General features: G+C 38.7%; 25 protein-coding genes, 1 pseudogene and 1 other annotated feature. Of the genes and pseudogenes, 5 read left to right on the forward strand and 21 right to left on the reverse strand.

From position 1 onward, the window contains the following. Window positions 1-19: 19 nt before the first annotated feature. From kduI to CBM15_RS11230, 9 genes are all read right to left on the reverse strand, one after another. Window positions 20-850, reverse strand: a complete 831-nt coding sequence (gene kduI, locus CBM15_RS11190) for a 5-dehydro-4-deoxy-D-glucuronate isomerase (protein ID WP_087617573.1) — start codon at window positions 848-850, stop codon at window positions 20-22. A gap of 231 nt (window positions 851-1,081) precedes the next feature. Beyond that, entirely contained in the window at window positions 1,082-2,626 is a 1,545-nt protein-coding gene (locus tag CBM15_RS11195; protein WP_087617574.1) for a response regulator, read from the reverse strand. 2 nt (window positions 2,627-2,628) lie between these two features. Continuing rightward, window positions 2,629-4,398, reverse strand: coding sequence for a sensor histidine kinase (locus CBM15_RS11200; RefSeq protein WP_087617575.1), 1,770 nt, complete (start codon window positions 4,396-4,398; stop codon window positions 2,629-2,631). Window positions 4,399-4,613: 215 nt separating this feature from the next. Beyond that, window positions 4,614-5,723, reverse strand: a complete 1,110-nt coding sequence (locus CBM15_RS11205) for a glycoside hydrolase family 88/105 protein (protein ID WP_087617576.1) — start codon at window positions 5,721-5,723, stop codon at window positions 4,614-4,616. 85 nt (window positions 5,724-5,808) lie between these two features. Further along, entirely contained in the window at window positions 5,809-7,146 is a 1,338-nt protein-coding gene (locus CBM15_RS11210) for an ABC transporter substrate-binding protein (RefSeq protein ID WP_087617577.1), read from the reverse strand. A gap of 31 nt (window positions 7,147-7,177) precedes the next feature. Further along, entirely contained in the window at window positions 7,178-8,014 is an 837-nt protein-coding gene (locus CBM15_RS11215; protein ID WP_087617578.1) for a carbohydrate ABC transporter permease, read from the reverse strand. A 6-nt stretch (window positions 8,015-8,020) separates the two neighbouring features. Next, window positions 8,021-8,962: a carbohydrate ABC transporter permease gene (locus CBM15_RS11220; RefSeq protein WP_008407851.1), complete on the reverse strand. Its 942-nt coding sequence runs from the start codon at window positions 8,960-8,962 to the stop codon at window positions 8,021-8,023. A 138-nt stretch (window positions 8,963-9,100) separates the two neighbouring features. Continuing rightward, complete coding sequence (locus CBM15_RS11225) at window positions 9,101-10,441, reverse strand: ABC transporter substrate-binding protein (RefSeq protein ID WP_087617579.1); 1,341 nt, start codon at window positions 10,439-10,441, stop codon at window positions 9,101-9,103. A 22-nt stretch (window positions 10,442-10,463) separates the two neighbouring features. Further along, window positions 10,464-11,813 (reverse strand): glycoside hydrolase family 28 protein, encoded by a 1,350-nt coding sequence (locus tag CBM15_RS11230; RefSeq protein ID WP_087617580.1) that lies wholly within the window; start codon window positions 11,811-11,813, stop codon window positions 10,464-10,466. A 307-nt stretch (window positions 11,814-12,120) separates the two neighbouring features. On the opposite strand from CBM15_RS11230, the gene CBM15_RS11235 reads away from it, so the two are divergent. Both CBM15_RS11235 and CBM15_RS11240 read left to right on the forward strand, forming a co-directional pair. Further along, window positions 12,121-12,819, forward strand: a complete 699-nt coding sequence (locus CBM15_RS11235; protein WP_087617581.1) for a Dph6-related ATP pyrophosphatase — start codon at window positions 12,121-12,123, stop codon at window positions 12,817-12,819. A gap of 153 nt (window positions 12,820-12,972) precedes the next feature. Further along, window positions 12,973-13,811: pseudogene (locus CBM15_RS11240) on the forward strand (YitT family protein). 359 nt (window positions 13,812-14,170) lie between these two features. On the opposite strand, the gene CBM15_RS11245 reads toward CBM15_RS11240, so the two are convergent. After that, a complete protein-coding gene (locus tag CBM15_RS11245) occupies window positions 14,171-15,112 on the reverse strand; it encodes an MBL fold metallo-hydrolase (RefSeq protein ID WP_087617582.1) in 942 nt (313 codons plus the stop codon). Between the two features lie 128 nt (window positions 15,113-15,240). Then, window positions 15,241-15,452, forward strand: a binding site (T-box leader). Window positions 15,453-15,523: 71 nt separating this feature from the next. On the opposite strand from CBM15_RS11245, the gene proC reads away from it, so the two are divergent. Then, on the forward strand, window positions 15,524-16,330 hold the full coding sequence (proC, locus tag CBM15_RS11250; protein WP_008407861.1) for a pyrroline-5-carboxylate reductase: 807 nt from the start codon (window positions 15,524-15,526) through the stop codon (window positions 16,328-16,330). Window positions 16,331-16,428: 98 nt separating this feature from the next. Here the strand turns inward: proC and CBM15_RS11255 are convergent, their stop codons facing one another. Next, window positions 16,429-16,716, reverse strand: coding sequence for a 3-isopropylmalate dehydrogenase (locus tag CBM15_RS11255; RefSeq protein ID WP_087617583.1), 288 nt, complete (start codon window positions 16,714-16,716; stop codon window positions 16,429-16,431). A 197-nt stretch (window positions 16,717-16,913) separates the two neighbouring features. Here CBM15_RS11255 and CBM15_RS11260 point away from each other — a divergent pair, with 197 nt between their 5' ends. Both CBM15_RS11260 and CBM15_RS11265 read left to right on the forward strand, forming a co-directional pair. Further along, window positions 16,914-17,468 carry a nucleotidyltransferase family protein gene (locus tag CBM15_RS11260; RefSeq protein WP_087617584.1) on the forward strand — a complete coding sequence of 185 codons (555 nt, stop codon included), beginning with the start codon at window positions 16,914-16,916 and terminating at the stop codon, window positions 17,466-17,468. Between the two features lie 265 nt (window positions 17,469-17,733). Further along, the gene (locus CBM15_RS11265; protein WP_087617585.1) at window positions 17,734-18,219 is read left to right on the forward strand and encodes a cohesin; all 486 of its coding nucleotides are present in this window, start codon (window positions 17,734-17,736) and stop codon (window positions 18,217-18,219) included. A 233-nt stretch (window positions 18,220-18,452) separates the two neighbouring features. Here the strand turns inward: CBM15_RS11265 and CBM15_RS11270 are convergent, their stop codons facing one another. The 10 genes from CBM15_RS11270 to CBM15_RS11315 form a co-directional block, all read right to left on the reverse strand. Then, window positions 18,453-20,540, reverse strand: coding sequence for a transglycosylase domain-containing protein (locus CBM15_RS11270; protein WP_087617586.1), 2,088 nt, complete (start codon window positions 20,538-20,540; stop codon window positions 18,453-18,455). 292 nt (window positions 20,541-20,832) lie between these two features. Continuing rightward, on the reverse strand, window positions 20,833-21,210 hold the full coding sequence (locus tag CBM15_RS11275) for a hypothetical protein (protein ID WP_087617587.1): 378 nt from the start codon (window positions 21,208-21,210) through the stop codon (window positions 20,833-20,835). A gap of 144 nt (window positions 21,211-21,354) precedes the next feature. After that, window positions 21,355-21,516, reverse strand: coding sequence for a tRNA U-34 5-methylaminomethyl-2-thiouridine biosynthesis protein (locus tag CBM15_RS11280; protein WP_087617588.1), 162 nt, complete (start codon window positions 21,514-21,516; stop codon window positions 21,355-21,357). A 92-nt stretch (window positions 21,517-21,608) separates the two neighbouring features. Continuing rightward, on the reverse strand, window positions 21,609-22,577 hold the full coding sequence (locus tag CBM15_RS11285; protein ID WP_087617589.1) for a hypothetical protein: 969 nt from the start codon (window positions 22,575-22,577) through the stop codon (window positions 21,609-21,611). An 81-nt stretch (window positions 22,578-22,658) separates the two neighbouring features. Next, the gene (locus CBM15_RS11290; RefSeq protein WP_239534807.1) at window positions 22,659-22,982 is read right to left on the reverse strand and encodes a cupin domain-containing protein; all 324 of its coding nucleotides are present in this window, start codon (window positions 22,980-22,982) and stop codon (window positions 22,659-22,661) included. A 377-nt stretch (window positions 22,983-23,359) separates the two neighbouring features. Next, complete coding sequence (locus CBM15_RS11295; protein WP_087617590.1) at window positions 23,360-24,055, reverse strand: MraY family glycosyltransferase; 696 nt, start codon at window positions 24,053-24,055, stop codon at window positions 23,360-23,362. A 118-nt stretch (window positions 24,056-24,173) separates the two neighbouring features. Next, complete coding sequence (locus CBM15_RS11300) at window positions 24,174-24,455, reverse strand: hypothetical protein (protein ID WP_087617591.1); 282 nt, start codon at window positions 24,453-24,455, stop codon at window positions 24,174-24,176. Between the two features lie 134 nt (window positions 24,456-24,589). Further along, window positions 24,590-25,354 (reverse strand): hypothetical protein, encoded by a 765-nt coding sequence (locus tag CBM15_RS11305; protein WP_239534806.1) that lies wholly within the window; start codon window positions 25,352-25,354, stop codon window positions 24,590-24,592. A 13-nt stretch (window positions 25,355-25,367) separates the two neighbouring features. Then, window positions 25,368-25,697: a histidine kinase gene (locus CBM15_RS11310; protein ID WP_087617593.1), complete on the reverse strand. Its 330-nt coding sequence runs from the start codon at window positions 25,695-25,697 to the stop codon at window positions 25,368-25,370. A gap of 61 nt (window positions 25,698-25,758) precedes the next feature. Beyond that, complete coding sequence (locus CBM15_RS11315) at window positions 25,759-26,091, reverse strand: nitrite reductase (protein ID WP_087617594.1); 333 nt, start codon at window positions 26,089-26,091, stop codon at window positions 25,759-25,761. Window positions 26,092-26,215: the final 124 nt, after the last annotated feature.

Raw genomic sequence — 26,215 nt, forward strand, 5'->3', positions numbered from 1 at the left:
CTATTGTTCCTCCATTCGCTTATCGTAAATCTTCCATTTTTACATGGTCCATGTCGTCATACGTAATGTTTTCGCCGCACATTCCCCAAATGAATGTATAGTTACTTGTCGCTGTGCCTGTATGAATAGACCAGCTTGGGGAAATTACCGCCTGTTCATTTTTCAAAATAAGATGACGTGTTTCGTCCGGTTGGCCCATAAAATGGAAAACGCGTGTATCCGCTTCCATATCAAAATATAAATACACTTCCATACGACGTTCATGCGTATGAGCAGGCATTGTATTCCATACACTGCCCGGTGATAGCATCGTCAAGCCCATCTGCAACTGACAGCTCTCGCAAACATTCGGATGAATATATTGATAGATTTTCCGTTCATTCAATGTACCTGGTGCACCTGCTTCTAACGGTTTGATGTTGTTAATATCAATTTTCACCGTCGGATATGTATGGTGCGCCGGTGTGCAATTGAGGTAGAATTTCGCCGGATTTGCCGCATCGTTTGATCGGAACAGCACTTGTTTCGTACCACGGCTAACATATAAACCGTCTCGGCGCTGCATGTCATATTCAATACCATCCAATACGACAACCCCATCACCGCCGATATTGATGATACCCAGTTCACGGCGTTCTAAAAAGTAACTCACGCCCAATTCTTTATCCAGTTCAATCGTCAGTTCCGTATCAGCTGGTGTCACCCCGCCAAAAATCATACGGTCGACATGTGTATATGTTAAATGTACCTTTCCAAGTTCAAAAAGTGTTTCCACTAAAAAATGCTGACGCAATTCGTCCGTATTATAGCGTTTAATCTCTTCAGGATGATTGGCATAACGTGTTTCCATTTTGACTACCTCCTCCGGTTAATAAACAGTTTTAATCATTCAGATCTGTGATCCCTAAGTTTTGCTATTGTTATCTGAATATTGTTACAACCCGATTATAAAAAACGATGTAAGGGTTTACAATGTTACGTAAGGATGTCCTTAAAATATCAAACGCTTTTCTTAAATATTTGTACACATAAGCTCGGCTTCAGCCCGGACAGTAAAAAAAGCTAGCGGCATCTTTAACCGCTAGCTGACATTCGGATTCAGTTTCTTTTTAAATTCGGCCGGTGTATGGCCCGTGTATTTTTTAAAACAAATGCTGAAATATTGTGGATTACTGTACCCTACCTGCTCGCTAATTTCATAAGTTTTCAATCTTTCTTCTCGCAGCAGTTCCATCGCTTTTTTCATGCGTAATTCCAATAAATAGTCGCCAAAATTAAACCCTTTTTCGAGTTTAAACAGATTGCTTAAATACGGTGCACTTACATGAATCATTTTAGCCAGTTTCTGCAATGTTAAGTTGCTGTCCGAATAATATTCATTCATATAGTGGATCGCCAAATCAACATGGCTTTTAAACTTACTTTCTTCTTTTTGATAAAGAATTTCCATCCACTGTTTAATAAGCTCCCGGATAATTTGCATCATGCCGTGCAGTGAATTCATTTCCATAACAGCCTGATATACATCAGCGGAATAGGTCGATGCTCCGTCTTTACTCCAGCGGTCGATTTCAAATGATAACAGCGTCGCATATTTCAGCGTCATCACTTTCAGATCTGCTAGAGACAGCGATTGATAGTCGATGATTGCGTCATGAAATTCTTCAAGCAGTTCCTCCACTTTTTCCGGAACCCCTTGCTTAATCTGCGCAATCAGTTTCGTATCAATCGCTTTTAAACTTTCCGCTGATTGCTCGCCGCTTGTCACTTTTTCATCGATTGAAAACAGTTTGCCAGTCCCCAGAATATAGCGCAAATCCAACGCCATTTTCGCCTCGACAAACGAACGGCCAATTTCAAACAAATTTGTATACGGACGCCCATACGCCAATGTCACATCCGGCAGCTGCTCAAGCAAAAAGGTTGCCAGGCCAACTGCTTCCACCGTTTCATCATGACCGATCAGCAGCACCCATTCATTGTCAGTGACAGATAATAGTTGAAATTTGTCTTGATCAAACTGCGTTAATGTATGCAGAACAATTTCTTTATCAAGCGACGATTGCAGCTTTCCTTCACATCCGTCATGCACAACAATGGCAGAATAATATGTCCCGTCCAAGTGAACATCCAATTCAGCAAGCCCTTTTTCAATATCGTTCTCCGTTTCACCAACCGTCATGAGCTGCTTGAAAAATTTCTGCTGGCGTATTGTACGCGACTCCACCAGCAACTGTTCATTCGAAAACGTTTCGGACCATTCCGCGAGTGCTTCCTTCACCTTTTCCAGCAGCAGTTCCGAATCGACCGGTTTCAATAAGTAATCGAATGCCTTTAACTGTACCGCCTGCTGCGCGTAACTAAAATCCTCATAACCCGTCAAAAATATAAATTTTGTCTGCGGACTGATTTCCTTTAATTGACGTGCCATATCGAGCCCATTTAAAAAAGGCATATTAATATCTGAAATGACGAGATGCGGTTGCTCTTGTTCAATCAGTTCAAGTGCCATTTCCCCGTCACTTGCTTCTCCTACCACTTCTATTCCATTTTCTCTCCAAGGAATCGTCTGGCAAATGCCTCGACGAATAATGCGATCATCCTCTACTACGATTATTTTATACATCCTTAGTCAAGCCCCCCTGTTGTCACCGGAATAGTAATAATCATCGATGTCCCTTCTCCATATACACTTCGGATTGTGAGTCCGTAAGCTTCCCCGTACTGCATTTTAATTCGGTCATTGACAGACTTTATGCCAATTCCGATATATTGCTTCTGTTCTTGGTAAGTCAGCTGCAGCTCCGTATGAATCGCTTCAAGCCTTTCCTCGGAAATTCCTGAGCCGTTATCTATTACTTCCATGTAAATACGATCTGCGTCCTGGTATCCTTTAATCACAATCTTTCCTTGGCCGCGCTTTTGCTTTACGCCATGATAGATTGCATTTTCAATTAACGGCTGTAACGAAAGCTTGACAATCTCATTATCCAAAATGCTTTCCTCTACATCAATTTCATACGTAAAATCATCCCCGTAGCGCATCTCCTGGATAATCAAATAATTTTCGATATGCTCAATTTCTTCTTTAACCGAGATGATTTCCTTCCCTTTACTAATCCCGATACGGAAAAAGTTCGATAATGCCGTGACCATCTGGCTCGCTTCTTTTGTCATGCCCATGTCACAGAGCCCCTTAATCGAGTAAAGCGTATTATAGAGGAAATGCGGATTAATTTGTGCATGCATAATAGCAAATTCCAGCTGGCGTTTTTCTTCCTGCTCCAAAATCACCTGGTCCATCAACACATTAATCCGGTCGATCAATTCGATAAAACCGCGGTTCAACACACGCATCTCTTTCGGTCCTGATATTTTTTCTTCCAAATAAAGATGGTTTTCATTAACGAGATCCATCTGTTTCGCCAATTTCTGAAACGGTTTCGACATATAGGAAATAAAGATATTCGTCACAAAGACGACGAGACCGATCATGATGATAATTAAAAACAATGCGAATATTTTTATATACTCCACTTTGTTCAACAGATCATCTTCAGGCACAATCGCTGCGATTTTCCAGCCGTTCGACTCTAGCGTATCGTATATGACAATCATTTCTTCATTGTCTTCATTTGTATATGTAATTTGGTCTTTTGGATTTGATAATTGATGCAATTTCTGAAAAGTCTTGTCATCAAGCGTATATTTCGACTCAAGTTCCTTCGACTGATAGATACCGTCTTCCGAGATAAGCGCCAAATAACCATTCTCCCCGATGAGTGATCGACTCAGCACCTTTCCGAAAAATTCTTCGCGAATATTAAAGAGCACTATGCCTTTTTTCTCCAGCTCCTTCAGTTCCAAAAGCTTGTACATCGACATCACCGAATTTCCGGTATGAAATGCTGCGTCTTCATGCACATTTTTCCATTTGAAATTTTCACTGTTTGGTTTGTAATTCACGAAAAAATCATCATAATCAATGACCGGTTTTTTCGTAAATTCACTTTGATAAATCAAAAACTCGCCTACGTTCAGATCAATCGTAGCCGACTCCAAAATGGTACTGTACCGCCCGTAAATGATCTGCAGGTTTTTATCTATCGGAATGTAATCTTCCGGTACAATCTGCTCCTGCTCCTTCATCAGTAAACTGACCAGCCGTGAATCATAGGAAATGGATACAAGCTGCGAAAACAGATCCGAAAGGGTGTGGTCTAAATAATTTTTCGTTTGATAAATCGTATCGTTCATGCTTTGATACGTATTTTCTTCAATTTGTGCCGTTGCGATGTAAGTCGATACACCGCCCGTCACTAAAATACATAAAATTACAATCGGCAAAAACAACATATTCATTGTTGTTTTAAAAGAATGAAAAATATATTTATACAAAAATGTCCTCAGTCGTTCCAGATGCCCCACCTACCAAACATTCCATTCTCTAGATGATATTTCATACATAAAGCGCATACAAGAAGAGTAACGCAGTTTCTACAATTATTTTCTATATTTTCTAATTATTCTAACATAAACGTGTTATTACTTTACATTTATTTTTTGGAGTCAAGAAAAAAGTACCCTTTAAACCGGGTACCTTTTCGTTTCTATTATTGTTTTGCCGTAATGTCGTGCAACGCCATGCTTGCTAGGATGAATGCGCCCATGCCATGCAAATCATTTTCGGAAGTCGGGCGGTCCACATAATAATCGTACACCCCTGCGGATGTGCCAATGCAGATACCTTTTAGATTGGCTACATCCTCCTGCACATCGACCATATGCTCGATCAGTCCGTCATACGCTTTATTTACTACTTGTTGATAGGAATCATCAACCAAGCCAAGTTTAATCGCTTTTGCGATGAAGTAAATAAACAGGGACGAGCAGGAAGATTCCAGCCAGTTATCATCAAGGGCTCCTTTATCAACAATTTGATACCATAAGCCTGTTTCTCCGTCCTGGAACTTCGTAATAGCAGGCACTAAATCTTTGAGCGATTGTTCCATCTCTTCCTGCCCTCTTGAACCGTTGATCAATTCCAAAATATCGACAAGTGCAGTACCATACCAGCCGACAGAACGTCCCCAAAATTCCGGTGAGCACCCTGTTTCTTTGTTCGCCCATGGTTGCGCCTTTTTCTCATCCCACGCATGGAACAGTAAGCCTGTATTCTCATCCTTCATATGTGAGCGCATCAGTTTTTCCTGGCGAACGACATTCAGCACTAACTCTTCCTCGATAAAATGCTCATTGTACATGAGCATAAACGGTGCCGCCATGAACAAACCGTCCAGCCACATTTGATAAGGATATTTATCTTTATGCCAGAAGCCGCCCTCTGTTGTCTGATTAATCGAATACAGCAAATGACGAAGTTTTTTCGCAACAACTAAATAACGACGGTCTTTTGTCTGTTCATACAAAGGGAACAGTAAAATGCCTGCCTGAACAGAATCAAGCTCATCCCGTGCAAAGTATAAGTTACCTTCTTCGTCGATCAGGCTGTCGATATAGCCTTTAATATAGTCAAAATACTGCTGATCACCTGTCGCTTCCCATACACGAAGCATACCGTATAAAAATACCCCCTGATGATAGTGGAAGGATTTCGCCGGTGGCAGCTGATCCGGTGTATACGTATCCATAATCGCCTTACATGCTTTTTCCGCCAGTGCAAGCGGTGTATTAACCGTAATATTTTCGGATGTCGTTCTCATTTGTGCCCTCTCCTTTAGCTTTAGCGTCGTTTGTATTTTTCAAAAAACAAAGGGTGTGGCTAAAGCACCGCACCCTTTTTTTGTATTATTTGCCGAAGTGCTCTGAGTATTTAGCTTGCGCAGCTTCCATCGCACCCGCCCACTCATCTAAAAATTCCTGCGGTGACGCTTTACCACTCATAACCGATTGGATTCCCGCATCGACCGTACCATCCAGGATTGAACGGTATTCAGGTAAATAGAATGGCGGCTTATAAAGAACTGTGTTCGGATCATCATACACTTCAAATGCTGTTTGAATATGAGGCGAATTTTGAATCCAGTCTTCTTTTAACACGTCACTGTTCGTCGGAATCTGACCGACTTGCTCATTCCAGAAACTTTGACTAGCTGCCGAGTTCAGGTATTCTGCAAATTTCCATGCTTCATCGGGATTGTCTGTCCCGTTGAAAATTGAAATACCGATCGTATTTCCGCCTTCCGCCACGTAGTTGCCGTCTTCCGATTTAGGCAGTGGAATCGCCTGGAACTGTCCTTCTTCCAATGCTTCCTTGTGCTCGCCAAATGAACCGATGTTGTGCTGTACCATTGCCACTACACCTGTATCAAAGCCGGCGATCATTTCTTTATAACCGTTTGTAATATCGCTTTTCGGTGTGTAGTCTTCATATAACGATAAATACTTTTCGATAAACTCGACGTTTTTCGAATCATTGATCGTTGCTTTGCCGTCTTCCGTCAAATAATCTTCAAACCCGTTGTACGCATACATCATACGCTGAATTTGGAATGATCCGCCTGCACCGCCACGGATTGTGTAGCCGTAGCGATTATTCGCTTTATCCGTCATTGCTTCTGCAGCCGCATAAAATTCATCCCAAGTCTCAGGAATCTTTACTCCTTTTTCTTCAAACCAGTCTTTACGTACCCAAAGGATATCTAGGTTTTGTGTATAAGGAATTCCGTATAGCTTTTTATCCGCTACGATATCCTTATTGAAATTCAGTGCCCCTTCATTGATTATACCGTTCAGCTTTGAATCAGCAAAATAATCATCTAATGGCAGTAATGCTTCACGAATCGAGAATTCAGGTAACCAGCTCGTTTGGACAGATGCCAAATCCGGCGTATCGTCCGCTGCGATGGCCGCATCCATTTTTGATTTTGCCGAGTCTTTCGGTAATCCGACATACTCCACATCAATCATCGGGTTTTCCTCTTCAAAACGGGAAATTAATTCCTCCCAAATCGGTGTACGCTGCGGTCCGGCATTTTCATCCCAGAACGTAATTTTTACCGGCTTTCCGTTTTCTGCTGATACCTCTTTTTTACCCGCCGACTCATCATCCCCGCAAGCGGCCAATAATAACGCTGTTGCAATCGTACCTACTGCTATCGATTTTCTGAACTTGCTTTTGAACATCAACCTTCACCCCTTATAAATTCATGTACAATTAACCTTTTACTGCTCCACCCATACCATTGACTAAATGCTTTTGTGCATATGCGAATAAAATTACTGCCGGAATTAAGGCAATGACACTGCCTGCTGCCAACGCACCGTAGTTGACATTGAATTCGCCCATCATCGTACTCAGACCGACCGGCAAGGTGAACCGGTCCTGACGATTTGTGAGCATTAAGGCAATTAAAAATTCATTCCAGGTGTAAATGAATGTAAACACCCCTGTTGCGACAATACCTGGAAGAAGCAGCGGGAACACGACATGACGGATGGACTGAAGCTTCGTACACCCATCAATCATCGCCGCTTCCTCCAATTCTTTCGGAACGTTTGAGATGAACCCGCTCATTAATATGGTCGTAAAAGGAATCTCAATCGCCGTATACGTAATAATTAGAGCGAGTGGACTGCTGATCAGCCCTAAATTTTTGAAAATGATAAATAACGGAATAATCATCATTGATCTCGGGATAAATTGCGTACATAACAGCATCAGCATAAAAGCGCGTTTTCCCTTGAACTGATAACGGGCCAATGCATAGCCGGATAATGTTGAACAGATTAATACGACAATTACTGTACTGACGCCGACGATCAAACTGTTTTTCATGAATGTGGCAAACCCGACATTATTCCACGCCATCACAAAGTTTTCCACTGTCGGATTAAGCGGCGCATATTCCAGCGGACGCTTCATAATATCTCCCTCAGGCTTGAACGCCGTATTGATCGTCCAATAGAGTGGGAAAAGGGTAAAACTTAACAACATACCGAGCGGCACATAAAGTGTCAATAACTTATCTATTTTTTTATTTTTAGAAAACATAGACTATCACTCCTTTTCATAGCGCGATAATTTCAGATAAAGCGCCGCGAAAACTAATAGAATACCAAACGAAATGACTGTAAGCGCTGAGCCATATCCAAAGTTACTGCCATGAACAGCTAATTCTGCAATATACATCGTCAATGTCGTTGTTGAATGTGCAGGTCCCCCGCCTGTTAAGTTGAAGATCAGGTCAACGTTATTAAACTCCCAAACCACTCGCAGCAGTGTCGTTAAAATAATCGTATTTTTCAGCTGCGGCAATGTTACGAACAGGAATGATTTCCAACGGCTCGCACCATCTACGCGCGCTGCTTCGTACAATTCTTGCGGAATACTTTGCAGACCGGCCAAAAGGGTAATCGCAAAGAATGGAATCCCCCTCCACAGTTCGGCAATAACTACTGCACCAAATGCGGTAGATGTACTTGCCAAAAAAGCTTGCGGTGAATCAATAATGCCGAAACGCATCAGGATATCATTCAGTACACCCATATGCTCGTTGTACATCAGTGACCAGATAACAGATGCCAGTACACCTGAAATCGCCCAAGGAATAAAAGCAACCGCACGTATAATCCCTCTAAATTTAAATGTCTGGTTCAGCAACAGAGCCAAAATCAGACCAAATACCAATTGAAGGCCCACTTCTGTAACAACCCACTTCAAACTGTTGAGTAAGCTCGGGAAGAACAGCTTATCACTGGTAAAAATATTCACGAAGTTATCGAGCCCTGCAAAACTATTATAGTAAGGTGCCGAAATATCGTAGTTTTGGAAGCTATAATAAAATACCATTCCAATCGGGTAGAAAAGGAAACTTACAACCATTAGTACGGCCGGCGTAATGAATAGATAAGGGACCAGCTTCGCCTTATTAAATTTACGGACTTTTTCGCTTTTCTTTTTTTCCAATACTGGTTCATTTACTTCTGGGGAATAACTCATTAAATTTCCTCCCTTCTTACAAATCATTCTAATTGAAAACGCTTTCCCGAAATATTCAAAATATTAAGATGTTAGATAAAAATTTTAAGAATCTTCACATTTTGATGGCATAAAAAAAACGCTGAGCAGTTTTTTCACCTACTCAGCGCTTCCCGTTTGGGCATGATATATTTCATATAGTGCATATTCATTTTCAATGGCCTCGCTCCACTCTTTCAAGAACTGCTCGATTGTTTTCGTACCGCTCAGTACTTCCTGAAGCCCAGGTTCGACAATCGTAAAACGGATGGAATTATACGCAATTAAATAGAACGGCGGCTCGTACATTTTCGTGTTCGGATCTTGATAGACAGAAAGCGCTGTTTGCAGATGCGGCGAATTTTGCACCCAATCCTCCTCCAGCACATCCTGATGTGTCGGCAATTGACCGACTCGTTTGTTCCAATGGCTTTGTCCCTTTTGCGACGCGATAAAGGAAATAAATGTCCATGCCTCTTCCGGATGATCGGTGCCCTCGAACATTACCATATCCATCGTATTGCCTGCCTCGACAGTGTAATGCCCATTGACTGATTTCGGCAATGGCAATGCCTGAAACTGATCCGGCGACAGCACTTTTTGATGCTCTGCATAAGAGCCGATATTATGCTGGATTAAACCGACAGCGCCATGCTCAAAATCGTCAAGCATGCCTTTATAATCTTTCACAATATCATTTCTCGATGTATGCACGTCATAGAGCGACAAATATTTTTCCAGAAACTCCACATGGAGCGGGTCATCAATCGTACTCTCTCCATTTTTGATATACGTCGAAATACCCGAATAGGCATACATCATCCGTTGCAGCTGAAGTGACGACCCTTCCCCGCCGCGGATGCTGTAGCCATACTGTTGCTGCTCCTTATCCGTAAAGGTTTTCACCGTATGAAAAAAGTCATCCCATGTATCTATCGTATCCAGCTCATAGTTGGAGAGCCAATCCTTTCGTACCCAGAGGATATCCATATTTCGAGTGTAAGGCAATCCGTACAATTGATGATCCTGTGATATATTTCGATTGTAACTGATGAGAGACGCCGCAATCTTGTCTCCTTCTTCCCACTTTTCAAAATAGGAATCCAGTGGCACCAATGCTTCACGATATGTATATTCTGGTAACCAGCTCGTATAAATGCTGCCAACATCCGGCAATGCCTGCATTGCGAGTGCCGAATTGAATTTCGGTTTCGCGATATCCTTCACGAAGCCTTCATATTCAATATGAATATGGGGATACTCCTCTTCAAAGGTCGCGATCAGTTCTTTCCAAATGGCCGTTCGTAACGGACCGGCATCATCAAACCAAAACGTTAAGGTCACGTCTTTTTTTGGCGAGCCATCCACCTTTTCTGCTTCCTCACTTGAACAACCCGCCAACACTAACAGTAAACAAATGGGGAAGACATATAACATATAGGTTTTTCGTAAGCTGCTCAATGAGATTCCCCCTTAACTTCAGCTAGTTTCTCACATTCGACATTTGGACAAGCATTTCATCCTTTGCCGTATCTTTGGAACGACAGTGTTCCATCACGACATTTTTACTATTCGTTATTTCAAATGCCGGCCCTTCATGCTGTTGGACTGTCACATGCTCAAACAACACATCTTCCGCATTGGAACAGAAAAAACCACGTTGTTTCATCGGTTCCAGATCCACCATCATTGCCGGTAAATCCGGCTCTGCATCCGGTTTCATCGCAATACGAATATGGCTGAATGTAATATCCTCAACCGGCATCTCCGGTAAGCCATATATAAAGCCGGCAGCCGCCGTTACGTCCGTCGCGGTTATATTCGAAAAATGAATATGTCTGAACTTCGGTGTCAGCGCTGTAACAGGCTGCACCTCTTTATCCGAAACATACGGCTCCATACCTCGTGGACCGTGATAATAGTATAAGTTTAGTATAAACGGACAAATGACATTATTCATCACAATATTGTTTACACGGATATTTTCAATCGTACCGCCTCTTCCTCGCCGTGACTTAAAGCGAATGCCGCGGTCTGTGCTTTCAAAAATACAGTTCGATACAACGACATTGCGAATATCTCCGCTCATCTCACTGCCGAAAACGACCCCGCCATGACCGTGGAGCATCGTACAGTTCGTAATTGTTATATTCTCACAAGGAATCACACGCTCCGCATCCTCAGTACCCGATTTTATCGCAATACAGTCATCCCCGACGTCAATCGAACAATCGGAAATTCTCACGTTGCGGCACGATTCCGGATTAATGCCGTCCGTATTCGGGGAATTCGCCGGATTAACAATCGACACAGCCGAAATCGTCACATTGTCACAATCGTTCGGATGTACCGTCCAGCTCGGTGAATCAATCATTTTCACCTGCTCAACATGCACCCGCTCACAATGGTCAAAGCTCACTAAATTAGGGCGAGGATATGCGAGGGCATCCTCTTTAAAAAGTTTCCACCAGTAAGCACCCTGGCCATTCAGTGTGCCAAAACCTGTAATCGCAATGTTTTTTGCATGACAGGCATAAATACAGGACATATATACATCACGACTCGCCCCTTCCCAGCGAGAGGAAATGACCGGATAATCCGCCCGATCATTTGAAAACAAAAGCTCGGAACCCGCCTCCAAATGCAAATGCATATTACTTTTCAATTCAATCGCACCCGTCACAAATACACCGGCAGGCACATAAATCGTCCCGCCCCCTCCCTGTGAACAAGCCTCTACCGCACGCTTAATCGCAGAGGTGTTATTGGCCCAGCCATCACCTACCGCACCAAACTGTTCAATATTATAAACCGCCGAACTATGCTGCTGCATTGTATCCCATCCTTTGCAAACAAATCTTGTTGAGATTAGCATATAAAACCTTGCTAATTGAAGTCTAGCTGTAGATAGGAAATGCTAAAAATAGTACGGGAAACATAGTAAAATATTGTAGGTTCCGGGGGAGTGGTCGAAACGAACCAATGACAGTTGTTTCGTACTTGCAGTAGCTACTACCATTCCATTTTTTCGATTAAAATGTTTTTTAATGTAAACGAGCGATGGATACGCTACACTAAGTTAGACAGAATAATCGAAGCTGTTAGATTGTTCATTAATTATATAAAAGGAGATACATAGGATGGGAATTTCACAAGATTGGAAAACCGGTGCAGATGGTCAAATGTTTGTTGTTTCCTTTAGTGGAGGGAAAGATAGTACACTCGCTTTATACGAGTCCATGAAGACCGGGAAAGCTGTAGGTTTAATTATCGTACTCGAAGAAGATGGGACACGATCTCACTCTCATGGAATGACCATCGATTTCATAAAAGCACAAGCAGCGTCTATTGGCTTACCAATTTATTTAGCAGCAGCAAACTGGGAAAACTATGAAGCAACGTTTATTGATATGCTGCACAAAATGAAAACATTAGGAGTAGAAGCACTTGTTACAGGCGATCTCGATATGCCAGAGCACGGCTGCTGGCATGAAAAAGTGACAAACATTGCAAACTTAACGCTCGGAATGCCTTTATGGCAAGTGGATCATACAGAAATTGTGGAACGCTTCATTAATTTAGGTTTTAAAACAATCATTACTACGGTTAACTTAACACTCGGTATGTGTGAAGATGATTTAGGGAAAGTATTAACTTATGAATATGTGCAGGAACTAAAATCTCGGGGCATTGATCCTTGTGGTGAGGGTGGCGAGTTTCATACAACCGTTATTGATGGACCCATTTTTAAACAGCCGATCTCCTTTAGGCCGATTGAAATTATTCGAGAAAACAACTATGCGTTTTTACCGCTCCAATTAATTTATACAAATGATTGAGTAATGGCTCCTTGCAAGTTATAATATTGCAGGCACATTAAAATACCAAATAGCTGTTGGCGTTATCCAACTCCATAGGCACTCGATAAAATGGTTCCTCTTTGAAACAATATCGACTATGGCAAATTTCAGTTACAAACGGTGGAGTGAAATATGAAAAAATTTACAACTGATTTTATTATAATAATGGTTGGGGCATTTCTTTTTGCACTTGCTATCAACTTATTCGTTATTCCAAACGATTTAGGTGAAGGCGGTGTAACAGGTGTCACGATTATTCTTTATTATGTAATGGGATGGTCTCCTAGTCTTGTCAGCTTTGCTATCAATGCTGTCCTTTTAATAATCGGGTATCGATTTCTCAATAGGCAAACAACCATTTATACATTATCGCCATAATCTTCAATTCAATTTTCTTATATTTAACTGAATCTTGGACTATTCAATCAGATGAAATTATAATTAATGCCATTTTTGGTGGGATTTTTGTAGGTATTGGGATTGGCTTAATTATCCGCGTCGGTGGTACTACTGCCGGCACAACCATCCTAGCGAGAATAGCAAATAAATTCCTAGGCTGGAATATTAGCTACGCGCTACTCTTTTTCGATTTAATCGTCGCATTCTCATCTTATTTCATTATCGGCGCAGAAGCACTTATGCTCACGATTTTGATGCTTTACATCGGTACAAAGGTGATGGAATTTGTAATTGAAGGGGTGAATCCTCAAAAAGCGGTGACAATCATTTCGAAAAATCCGAATGCCATCGCAGATCAAGTAAGCTATAAAATGAACCGTGGTATAACAGTTCTTTCCGGGCACGGCTATTATACGAAGGAACAAAAGGAAATCCTCTATATCGTTATTAGCAGACAAGAAGTGATTAAGCTAAAAAATATCGTAAAAGAAGCAGATTCGGATGCCTTTATTGCAGTCCATGATGTACGGGATGTGTTTGGAAAAGGCTTTATTGAGCTATCCAAGTCTTAATACGATAAGGTTATTGGTCCCCGCCTAATAGCAAATATAAACCAATGTAGGGGCTGTCCAAAAAGTCGAAACTTTTTGGACAGTGCAAGCCTCGTGTAGTAATGTCCGCTTTAGACGGTGCTTCTGCGGTAGTTGGAACAAATTCTTACCATCTTCGGCGCAAAGGGAGTGTCCCAGAAATACTTCTCGGACACTCCCTTTTCTTATGGATTCTTATTAATACAGTTCGTCTTCGTCTTCCATGCAATGACCAGTGGCTATTTTTTGCTTTTCCGGCATCCATGAAAACGATCAGAAAAAACTAAAAATCGTTGGACTTATTGAAATAAAAAAAGTGTCAAAATCCTTCTCTGTCACACTCAGCATTTCCTATAATAATGAATCCCATCCCGCTCTTCAATCTCGACCATACCTTGATCAATCAAGTAATCAAACTGCCCTAATGTTTCCGATAGTGTCAGCCCTAATTGCTGCTGGTAAATGCGTTCAAATAATTGAGTAGTCATTTCAAAGTTTGTCTGCGGTGTTTGAAGCAGACCGTATACTTTTAAGGCGCGTTGTCTCTGTTTTTCCAACCGTTCATCAATGAGTGGTTCGATATTTGTCAGTTCTCCGCCATGACCAGCATACACTTTGGAGATCTCTAGATTTTTCAGGCGTTTAAGTGATTCATTATACTGAAGCAATGATTTAGGGCGTTCCATCGATAAATCAAGCGGTGGCTCGATTAATGGATTCGATGATGTGCGTTCCAGCAGTAAATCTCCACCGATACATTCCCGAGTAGTCTCGTCGACAAAAATCAGATGGCTTTGTGCATGTCCGGGTGTTTCATATACTTTCAATCCAGGATGACCTGGCACTTCATCGCCCTCTTTTAAATAACCAGTCAGCGGAATCGTACCGAATAGCTCGATTTCCCCTTTTACATGTAAAATCCGGTTTACGTATTTTTCCGGTACTCCTTGCTCGATTAAAAGCTTTTTGAAAAACTGCTCATGATACTGCAGAAATTCCGGCTCTTTTTTCATCCAGTAATCAACATATTGATGCCCTAACAGTTCCGCGCCGGGAAATGCGTCGATCCAACCGGCATGGTCCGGATGATGATGTGTCAAAACGACTTGTTCCACGTCTTTCAAGTCATAACCTGCACTGTGTAAACCCCATTTGATTGCTTCATATGCTTCTTCCGTCTTCGGACCTGCATCAAATAATGTCAGTGCATCCCCCTTTACTAGAAAAGCATTTACATCTCCCACTGCATATGGTGTCGGTATAACAATTTTATGTACTTCCATATTTTAATCCCCTTTGAATAGCTCGTAATGAATGACTATTCATTTATTTTAACTCTTTTTTCTTCATTCGTCACGTCAAAGGTTGACAGTTTTTCAATACAGCACTATAATTTTGGATAATTCAAAATTTACAGGCAATGAAAAAGCCAAGTAGATTATTTTAAGGTTATAGAGAGTGCCGTCTTTGCTGAAATCGGCATAACCCCCTGGAATAATTGAACCTCCTTTTGAGCCGTTATGACAACATAACCGTACCCTTTGCGATAAAAAGGCTGAAGCTGCACACATTATGTGTGAATAAAGGTGGTACCGCGGAGATCAATGCATTTTCGTCCTTACTTGTTTGTAGGGATGGAAATGCTTTTTTATGTTCCTTTAAGGAATCGGATTTAAAAATCGGAGGGATACTTTATGCAAAAAATTATTTTTATTGGCGCAGGCTCGATGGCAGAAGCACTCATTCATGGATGGATTAAAAAGAATGTCATCAACCCGCATGCCCTGTTTATATCCAATCGGTCGAATAAAGAACGTCTAAACGAACTGGTGGAAAGCTATGATGTCAACCTATTGGAGGACCATACACACTTGCGGGATGCAGACCTCGTTATTTTAGCAATGAAACCGAAAGATGCGCGTGCAGCTATGGAAGTCATCGCACCTCATCTAAGTGCTGATACCGCAATTTTATCGGTACTGGCTGGTGTCAGCATTGATACGATTGAACAGCATCTCGGCAGCCGCCCAATCGCTCGTGTAATGCCGAACACCTCCGCAACAATCGGCATGTCTGCATCCGGCATTGCATTCAATAACCATGTAACAGACGTGAAGCGTGCGCTTTATATTCAAATGTTAGAAGCGATTGGCATTGTCATCGAAGTGGAGGAAGAAAAGCTTCATGCAGTTACAGCCCTTTCCGGAAGTGGTCCTGCCTATTTATACTATTTGGTTGAAGCATTTGAACAGGCTGGTGCTGAGTTTGGTCTATCAAAGGAAATTGTACGGGAACTGATGGTACAGACGATTGCTGGTTCCGCGGAAATGCTGAAATCCGGTAATTTGGAACCTTCCCTATTGCGCAAAAAAGTAACAAGTCCAGGAGGAACGACTGAAGCCGGGATCAAAGCACTTGAATCGATGTCCTTTAACGAAGCGATTGTGAACTGTGTTCGAAGTGCCGAAAACCGCTCAAGGGAACTGGCGCGCGAGGAATAAAAATACCCACTAGTTTGACTAGTGGGTTACTTTTCCTGGGAAATAATTCATATGACGATTGCCTTTATAATAAACAGTAATTATTTTTAAGTTTGAATTTAAAAAATACTGTTAAATTTTTTAATTATAGTAACTAAAATAGCAAGAAGAAATACAATAAGGCTATTTATTAGTAAATAGCCGGCAAGATTTAACCCGTAGAATATAGCAAAGGCATCATTAATAAATAATGTTAATGCAATGCCTAGTCCGCCAAATACACCTGCCAGCAGTAATATTATTAATGCGGCAGAGTACAGACTTTTCTCTTTTTTGAAGACTATAAATCCAATAACATTTGCAATAATGATTAAAAAGATCATTAATATGATGTAAAAATTACCCATTAAACTCCCCTCCATATACATACTTTACCAGTTAAACTGAAAACTTGTTAAGAATTTCCCATAATGAAATCAATCTGACTTCTAGTGCTTCTCTAAGGCAAAACATTCTAAGCATTAAGTTTGTATAAACTTATATGAGGAATAGCAAGTTCAAAATACAAAGGATATAATAGCAGTTAAAAAGGAGATGATTACTTTTGGATTACGAATTAGAGTTAACGAACATTATAAAAACAGACCAACTTTTGATGTCAATTTTAAAAACCGTGCAAGAATTACAATTAAATGATTGCTGGGTCGCAGCGGGTGTTATTCGAAATAAAGTTTGGGATTACTTACATAATGTACAAACAGAAATAAATGATATTGATGTAATATATTTTGACGAGTTGAATAGTTCAATAGAGTCTGAAAAAGCATTAGAATCCAAGTTGAAAAAGAGTATGCCTCATCTACCGTGGTCCGTAAAAAACCAGGCAAGAATGCATTTAAAAAACAGAATTTCTCCCTATTCATCATCATCTGAAGGTGTTGCTCATTTCCCTGAAACACCTACAGCAGTAGCCGTTCGTTTATATAACAATCAGATAGAAATCTTAGCTCCTTATGGCTTAAATGATTTATTTGAAGGACTAGTTAGACCTACGCCTCCATTTAATCAAGACTCCAAATTACATCCTATTTATTCAAATCGAGTACAAAGTAAAAATTGGGGTTCTATTTGGAATACATTAAAAATTGATTCGGAATAAAAGTCAGCAAAGCGTCATTTGGCAGCCTTCAAAAAAAAATCCGTAAGTAAACTGAACATACCAATAGCAAAAACAACTAAGCTACATACAAGCGTCATAACGATACGAGCGCTGATCCTTTTGATAGAATCGCGCCCGGTGATCAATTTTATTTTTATTCTTTTCATGCTTTCACCTATCTAACAAAAATATCACTAAAAATTTTGTCAATCATTTCTTGATATAATTCCATTCATCATCTCTCATATTAAGGAGCGAGGAGATGATGACATTGTCAAATAAGAAAAATAACGAAAGCAATCAGGCAAGTAATGATCAATCGAAGCTAGGTACTCTTTACGAGATCGCGAAAGAATTTTCACCCATCCTATCAACCGATGCTAAATCCAAAATCGAAGAAATTGCAAAAGAGTTCTTCCCTGCAAATAATCAAACAAATCGAATGTCCAATGCGGTTGCTTCAAAAAAATCACAACCAAAAAGCCAGGAAGAAATTGCAAAAGAGTTCCTCCCTGCAAATAATCAAACAAATCGAATGTCTAATGCGTTTGCTTCAATGAAATCACAACCGAAAAGCCAGGAAGAAATTGCGAAAGAATTCCTCCCTGCAAACGATCAAACAAATCGAATGTCCAATGCGTTTGCTCCAATGAAATCACAACAGAAGAACCAAGAAGAGATTGCAAAAGAATTCCTCCCTACTAAAGACAAAACATTTAAGCATGATAATGGTGCGAATTTTGATAAGTAGAAAACCTAAGTCTTGATAAATTTATTAGCAAAGCCTGTGAGATTTTTTCACGGGCTTCTTCACTTTAGATTAAAAAAATTTTTAAACTCAACCTTTTTTCAATAATGCTGGGATGGAATCCCTCTCTTCGGCTAAATGAATACTTGCTTAGAAAAAATGGCTACAAAAGTCGTACAACAGATTATATCTAGTAATGTAGGAGTTCCCTCTTAATAAACCTCGATTATTTCAAATTACTCTTTTTCCTCCTTTTTGTTCTCCTTTTCCTTGTCTTTCTTCTCTTTATCCATCTCTTTCTTCTCTTTTTCCTTCTCTTTCTTCTCCTTTTCCTTCTCTTTCTTCTCTTTTTTCTCTATCTCTTTTTCTTTCTTCCTCTGCTCTTCCTCTTTCTTCGCCTGTTCTTTTAGCTGTTTGCCTAGTAGAGCTAAGTTAAATTCTTTTTGGTTAAATTCCGTCATAGATTCAGACAAAATTTCTTTGAAAATCTTTGTGACAGTAGATCCGCCAGTTCCCAACAAATAATGATTTTCATCTGTTTGATCATATCCCATCCAAACTGCCCCAACAATTTCTGGCGTATATCCAACAAACCAATGATCCTTCGCGCCCCCTGAATTCGCAAAAGAAAGCTCTGTCGTGCCCGTTTTACCGGCTACTTCCCATCCTGGCACTTGAGCATTCTTTGCTGAACCTTCTTCAACCACGCCCTTAAGCATATAAGTTATTTCTTGAGCGACTAGGGGCTTCGTAACACTCGTCTCATTATGATGCCACTTAGCAATGACCTCGCCATCTGCATCTTCAATTTTTTGTATAGAGTGTGCTTCTACCATTACACCATCATTAGGAAATGTGGAATATGCCTGAGCCATTGATAAAGGAGATATGCCTTCATTCATACCACCAAGTGCTAAACCTAAATTATGATCCTCTTCTTTTAGTTTAATACCAAAACGCTCAACAGCATTTATACCGTATTTCAATCCCATTTTATTTAATAACCATACCGGTGGGATGTTGTATGAATTCACCAATGCTTCATACATCGTTACTTCACCATGGAATCGTTTGTCATAGTTCATTGGTTGATACCCGTCAATATTAATAGGTGAATCTTGTAACTTATCATAGATTTCGTATCCTTGCTCCAAAGCAGAAGTATACGCCGCCAATGGTTTCATAGTTGACGCAGGCTGACGTTTTAATTGAGTAGCTCGATTAAATCCTCTAAAAATATGTTCCCCTCTTCCTCCAATTAGTGCGCTGATTCCTCCTGTTGAGGGATTGATGAAGATTGCTCCACTCTGGATTAACTGGTCGGATTGCCCTTCAGGAAACATTTCATTATCTTTATATACCTGTTCAACTGCATTTTGTATTGCAGGATTTAATTCTGTATAAATATGAAGTCCGCCCGAAAGTACTTCATTTTCTGTAAGCCCGTATTGTTCGACCGCTTCCTCAATAATATGGTCTACATAATAAGGATATTTCCCCTTATAATCATCAATCTTTTTGCCCTCTAATACGATAGGTTGTTCTTTTGCTTTTTTCGCATCGTTTTGAGTTATGTAACCTTCCTTTTCCATTAATGCTAGAACAAGGTCTCTCCGTTGAACTGATTTATTCATATCTTTTAATGGTGACAAAACTGACGGTGCTTTAATCAACCCCGCAAGCATAGCCGACTCACCTAATGTTAATTCACTAACATCTTTGCCGAAATACGTTTGCGAAGCACGCTGCACGCCCCAGGCTCCTTCACCAAAATATATCTGATTTAAGTACCGTTCTATTATTTCGTTTTTATCGTATGTTCGCTCAATTTTCTTCGTCAATATGAGTTCTTTTAACTTTCTCGTATATGTACGTTCTTGTGTTAGAAAGACATTTTTAGCTAACTGCTGTGTAATCGTACTTCCTCCCGCCACAATTTCTCCACTCATCATATTTTGAGTCATTGCACGAACAATTCCTATAACATTAATTCCACCATGCTTGTAAAACTTCTGGTCTTCCGTTGCAATTACAGCATGAATAAGATTTTCCGGAATCTGTTCAATATTGACTCCATCTATTTTGGAACCGGTAACTTTACTAGCTACCTCTCCATTTTGATCATAAATAATCGTTGGCTGCGGCGTAGGTTCTTCTAGTTTACTGACATCGCTTGCCCAAACAAAAATATTAAATATGAGGAAACAGCCTAATAAAAATACTGAACCCATTGCTATAACCTTCACCATTATTTTTTTATTTTTAACCTTACTCCATATCCGCCCGTTTATTTTTTGTTGCTGTCTTCTTTCCGTTCTTCTCACGTTTTATTCCACCTTCTAGTCTGACGAATCAGCTTCTGCATAAAGGTTATTGTTAGATATGAAATATACATAGTCAATAGGGATTTTGTAATCTGCTACTTTATCCTCTCTCAAACTTAGTGCAGTTCATAACATTTCTCCTACATTTTATGCCCTTAAATGTAAAATGGGCGCTAATTCTTGTTTAAGAATCTCGCCCAATCGATTAAAATGCTTATTAAAGTAAAGCATACCTGAATATATTTTTCTGATAAAAGGATAAGCTCTATCATGAACGTTGTATGAGAAGTTTTTACATCCTTACGTCTCTACTAATTATTTTATTAGTATTAGGATTAATATAGATGCCAATCGGCCCCAGAAATCTATCTCGAGATGTATTAAATATTACTTTCATGACTTTCATTGGATTATTATCTGGTTGTACTTCATCATTAACGCTGAGCTGTTCCTCAGTTACTTTCGCATCTTTCCAATTCCCCATCACGGTTTCTTTATCCGTATCGCTCAAACTTGCCCAAGCAATTTCCCGCATTTCCATATATACTTTCTCTAATTCAATTACAGTTTCTGTTGGCTCTTTTAATGTTGCTACGTGATTTTCATTAGTACAACCTAAACAGATGAAGCTTAACAAAAGGACAAAGATAAATAAAAATAAGTTTTTCATTTGCCACCTCGCCGATATTTCAAAATCTAAGCATGCAAAATATCTCTATCAAAATATGGAATGAAATCACCAAACTAGATTGTCCCCTTAAAATAGGCGCATTTCTAAATTATGAAATACGAATGTGTCGTACCAGTTATGTACTTATATAGTTTCTTCTTTTGGTCTACTTCTACCGATTATGTATCCTAAAATGATGCCCATTAAAAACATGAAAAACCTTTCCAATGAAAAGTCATCCGTAAAATACCCCCATATTAGCCAGCCTGCTATAGACCCCATTATTAAACCAAGTATATTTTTCACTCTCTACCTCCTGAAATTTTATTGTACTTTTTTATAGAATTGCGTCCGATTGTGGAAATCACTTTTAAACTAAATCTCACAAATAAATTTCTTTACTTAGAATACAATTCTAAAAATAACAATTGGAATTCTCGAATATTATTTTTAACACTAGCTCTAGAATAAAAGTGGTAAATATAGTTATCTTTCTCCCAATGTACCATCCAGCTCCTATATTTGGTATTTTGGCGACACAAAATAATTTCATTAACAGGAATGTTTAAAATAGACCCTCTTACTTTTTTGATATTCCAGCTCTGCCTTGTTCCAATATTATGGCCTGTAAACTGAGGGAGCGGATCTGATAATTCTCTAGGGGCAATCCACAGCCAAAATCCGTTTGTAAAATCTTCTTGAGAACGATATAAAAAATGATGCTCTGATCCAGTTTCATTTTCTTTATAACCTATTGAGTCTAAAAAAAATTCATTATATGTTGTAGGCATATTAATTCTCAGACTCTCTTCAATTCGTATTTTCTGGTTAGCCTCATACCAAGTTACACGAGAAACTTCGTCATCTGTATCCCATTTCGATTTGTTATAACGAGCGGTATAACTACAGGACGTATAAGACTGTTCACCTATAGTGCGAATGGAATCGTTATCAACTGCTTTTAAACTTTGTAATATCATTAAAATTTCTTTTTCATCAAAAATACCCGCTATTACAGACAGTTCAATATTAGTGAACCATCTACAAAAACTAGCAGCTTGATTCCCTTTGTAATCGATACCAATAAAACCGACAATACCTTCTATTTCAAAAGACTTCCCTTGGTGTATTAAATTTGTATCTGCTGTAATTACGGGTATCGCCCAATCATAAAAAAATTGTTTAATTCGCAGGACTTTTCCTTTACTATGTATTTCATATCGAATTGAAGAACGTTGCTTATTGGTTTCTTTTTTTAATGTAATATTTTTGAGGTTATACGATTCAGGTAATGTTGGCATTAATATTACGAAATTAGTATATTTTTGAGCTTCTTGTACTTCGTCAATTAATAGTTCAATGATCACTTATCCCTCCCTAATTCATTTTTACATAAAGAAACGAATTATAAACCATTCATAAGTCCAATATTGAGCTTGCAATTTTACTTAATAATAATCAAGTATAAAATGGTCCATATTATATTTGTAACTCTGCTGATTGTATAACAATAGCAGTGAAACCTTTTGACTACCACAAACGTGACTTTCTCCTTTTTCCCAAAAGACAGCTTCACCCTTTTGCATTTTAACCTTCTCGTCACTTTCCCCCTGAACCCAACCTTCTCCCTCAATCACGATAAACAATCGTGGAACAGGTGCTTCATGACGACCTACTAAACCGTTAGCTTCGACATACATAAATCCGAAATTTGTGGGCGTTTCAGTTTTTATAACTTTATTATAGGCAGTGAAAATAGAATTATAATTCAAAACTGGTTTCGCTTTATCTTTCGTAAATTTAATAGTTGCAAGATTTCCCACTTAAGAATTTAAATTTGTTATTTCGATAAAACATTATCCAAGAGTGCTTTACATTATTTATAATCTCTTTGATTTATTTCTTATCTTAATTTCTTTATTTCTTCCGTCTGTTCCAGAATATTATTGTTCATTCTTCTTATTAAATCATATATAGCAAAGAGGCCAACGAAAAATAATATAGCGAATAGTATACCCATCAGTTACCTTCTTTCTTTTTTTCTTCAGTTTTATATTCTTTAAAATTACATAGGATTATTTGTACAAAATTTTAACCCTAGAAAATAAATAAGCGCTGATTCCAATTTCAGAATCGCGCCAAATGAATTTTAAATAAATCGATACTTACGGGAGAATTGGGAAATAGCCAAAATAACAGTTGCCCCAACTACCAAATACCAAATTATATTAAAGGGAATTACAAACATCAGTAAACCAAACAAAACAGCTACTGAAGCGCTAATGATCATTGACTGTGCGCTATTTAATCTATTTTGTAAGAAAAGATAAATTACTAACGGTAATGCCAAAGTAAAAATTGGAATGTAAATTGTGACAAAAGAAAGCTTAAGTAAAGACAGTGATAGCACTGCAATTACAAAACCTATAGATGTAGTAAAGGTTCTTCCTAAAAATTTTTTTCCTGAAATAAAAGCACACAACATAATAGTTAACACAGCAAATAGTCCGGAAATTGAAGCAAATGTATACCCCATCAACAGAGCCGCAATGGAAAGACAAAGTAATGAAATACATGGCAACAGCAAGATTAATGGTTGTTGCTCTTTTTCGATATTCATCACATTAGTAAACCCTACTAGGAATAATAAAGAAAATGGAATCGCTAATAATCCTAATTCAATTTGATTAATATAACTAACCTCTAGATCACCAAACAAAACAATGATTAATGATGCGCTAATTTGCCCAACTATTAACCAAATGCCTGAAAAATTAAATTTTTGAGTAAGCTTCGTTGTCATTACGATCAAAACCAAACCTACTAACAGCGTTAAATATAACAAACTTCCCCCACCTCATTATGCACTGGAATAGTAAATCCAAATAAGCCTTTTATTTAAGTATAATAATCGGTCACCGCCTATATCCTACCATAAAAAACTAATTCTTCAAATACTGCATTCACTTAAAATATTCCCTATATGCATTAATGAAAGCTTCAGGTGAGGATTTCACAATATACGTATATACACCTTGCAGCGTATGTAAATAAAGGATCCCTCCCTGCTTTGCAATTTTTCGGTATGAAAAATCCATTACAATTTTAATCGGAAATTCTCTATTTTGTGTAACGACTTTATCATTGTATAAATAAATGATCCGGTCATGTACAATTTCAAACTGTTCAGTACTTGTCACGGTTCTTTCTACTTTAATATAAGGATGTTGAGCGATCAAATTCATGTGAACCTCCTAAAGCAAAGACTTATTGATTATATTAGCACAAACAGATTATTTATTTAGTGAAACGGATACACCTTCACTTTATTAAGTAAAAAGGCGAAATTCATCATCATGAATTCCGCCGATAGTTGGTTTTAAAATTTCTCCACACCAAAATATTCAGTTAAAGGTTGCTGTCTCCCTTTTTCATGCCATTCTTCATATTTGCTAAATACCTTTTTTACGTCGCCTTCGTTGCGACATTCTACTAAAAAATGAATTGCAGCGGTGCTTCTCCAATAATTCAGCATAATTGAAGCTAACGATGTCTGATTATAACTACCTATTCCAAAATCATCTAATGAAAAATCGCCATACTTTGGCTTAAATATTTTAATCATCAAGTTTTTAATTTTTCTTAATTCTGTATATCGATGTTCCGTTAATGTCATTCTTTGAGAGAGATATTCACACATTCCTTCTTCAAACCAAATACTATTATGGCGCTCTTCTTCAAACTCATCAGGAAAGAGTTCAATATGATGTGTAAGTTCATGTGCTAATATACAAAAAACATCATCGATCGTCAGTGATTGGAAATAATTATTTATGTACTGAATTTCATCATTATGCTCCAGTTCCTCACCATCCAATTGGGAAAGGTAAAATGCCTTCCATTCGCTAACACTTGGCGACATATAAATTGTTTCCCGATTAGTATAGGCGGGCACAGGAACTTGTGAAAATACGGTAATAGCATTCTTACTACTTGTCCAAACGATTGATTTGGGTAACTCTATGAGCTCAAATTGGTTAATTAACAATTCTTTATACGTCTTTAATTTTTTATTCAATAAATCGATTTCGTCTTTATAGTTTTCATAATCCGGAATACTTTCAAAAGCATAAATTTGTTTCATCATTTCCCACCTCTCACCCTTCTTGATCAGCCTTATTTTTACGATGTAGCTCTGAAAGATCTCTAATATAATATAATGAATAGTCATCTCTAATGTCGACTTCATAAAAGTAATAGGTTTCCGTAACTACATCTTTAACTTCTATTTCAAACAACCCCATTCCTCTTCGGTAATTATTTTCTACTAAAATGATATTTTCCCGATCAATCCCATAGTTAGTTTCCATGTAGTCTTCCACATAATTGAATACAACCGCGCCTCGAGATTTAATATTAAAATAATTGAATGCAACAATAACAACTACTATACAAAATAATAGATTAAAGAGAATTATTTTTTTCATGTGCCTTTCCTCCGTATAAATTTATTCTTTAACAACCAGTTCACAAGGTAAATTTAAATAATCATTTATTACGTAGTCGGGCCACTTCTTCTAACATTAAAATAAACTTTACTCGCTCTTTTTCACAACGAATTAATCTATTTACACGCATAGAACTTTGTAAGTACTTTCTAATTTTTAAGCTTAAATAAAATGAACGCTGATGCTCCTCCATTTTATATACTTCAGTAAACCAAGAATAGCCTTTTAATTTTTCTAAATTCTTTTCTATTTTTTCTGTATTTAAGCCTTTACCACCACTAAAATCAAAGAAATTCACACCTGATACGATACTTGAAATTATAGTAAGCAAAATTCCTAAAAATATTACAAATCCTCTACCGAACTTATTCAAAATAATCCTCCTTTATACAAGGTTAGGCCTATATTAGCATATTTCAGTCCCTACCCTCGTTGGATATCGGGATATATTGGAAATCCATCTAATGGATTGCAGTTACTTCGAGTTATTAGAGAGT

Origin of the sequence: Solibacillus kalamii, assembly GCF_002174535.1 — a bacterium.
GTDB classification, from domain to species: domain Bacteria; phylum Bacillota; class Bacilli; order Bacillales_A; family Planococcaceae; genus Solibacillus; species Solibacillus silvestris.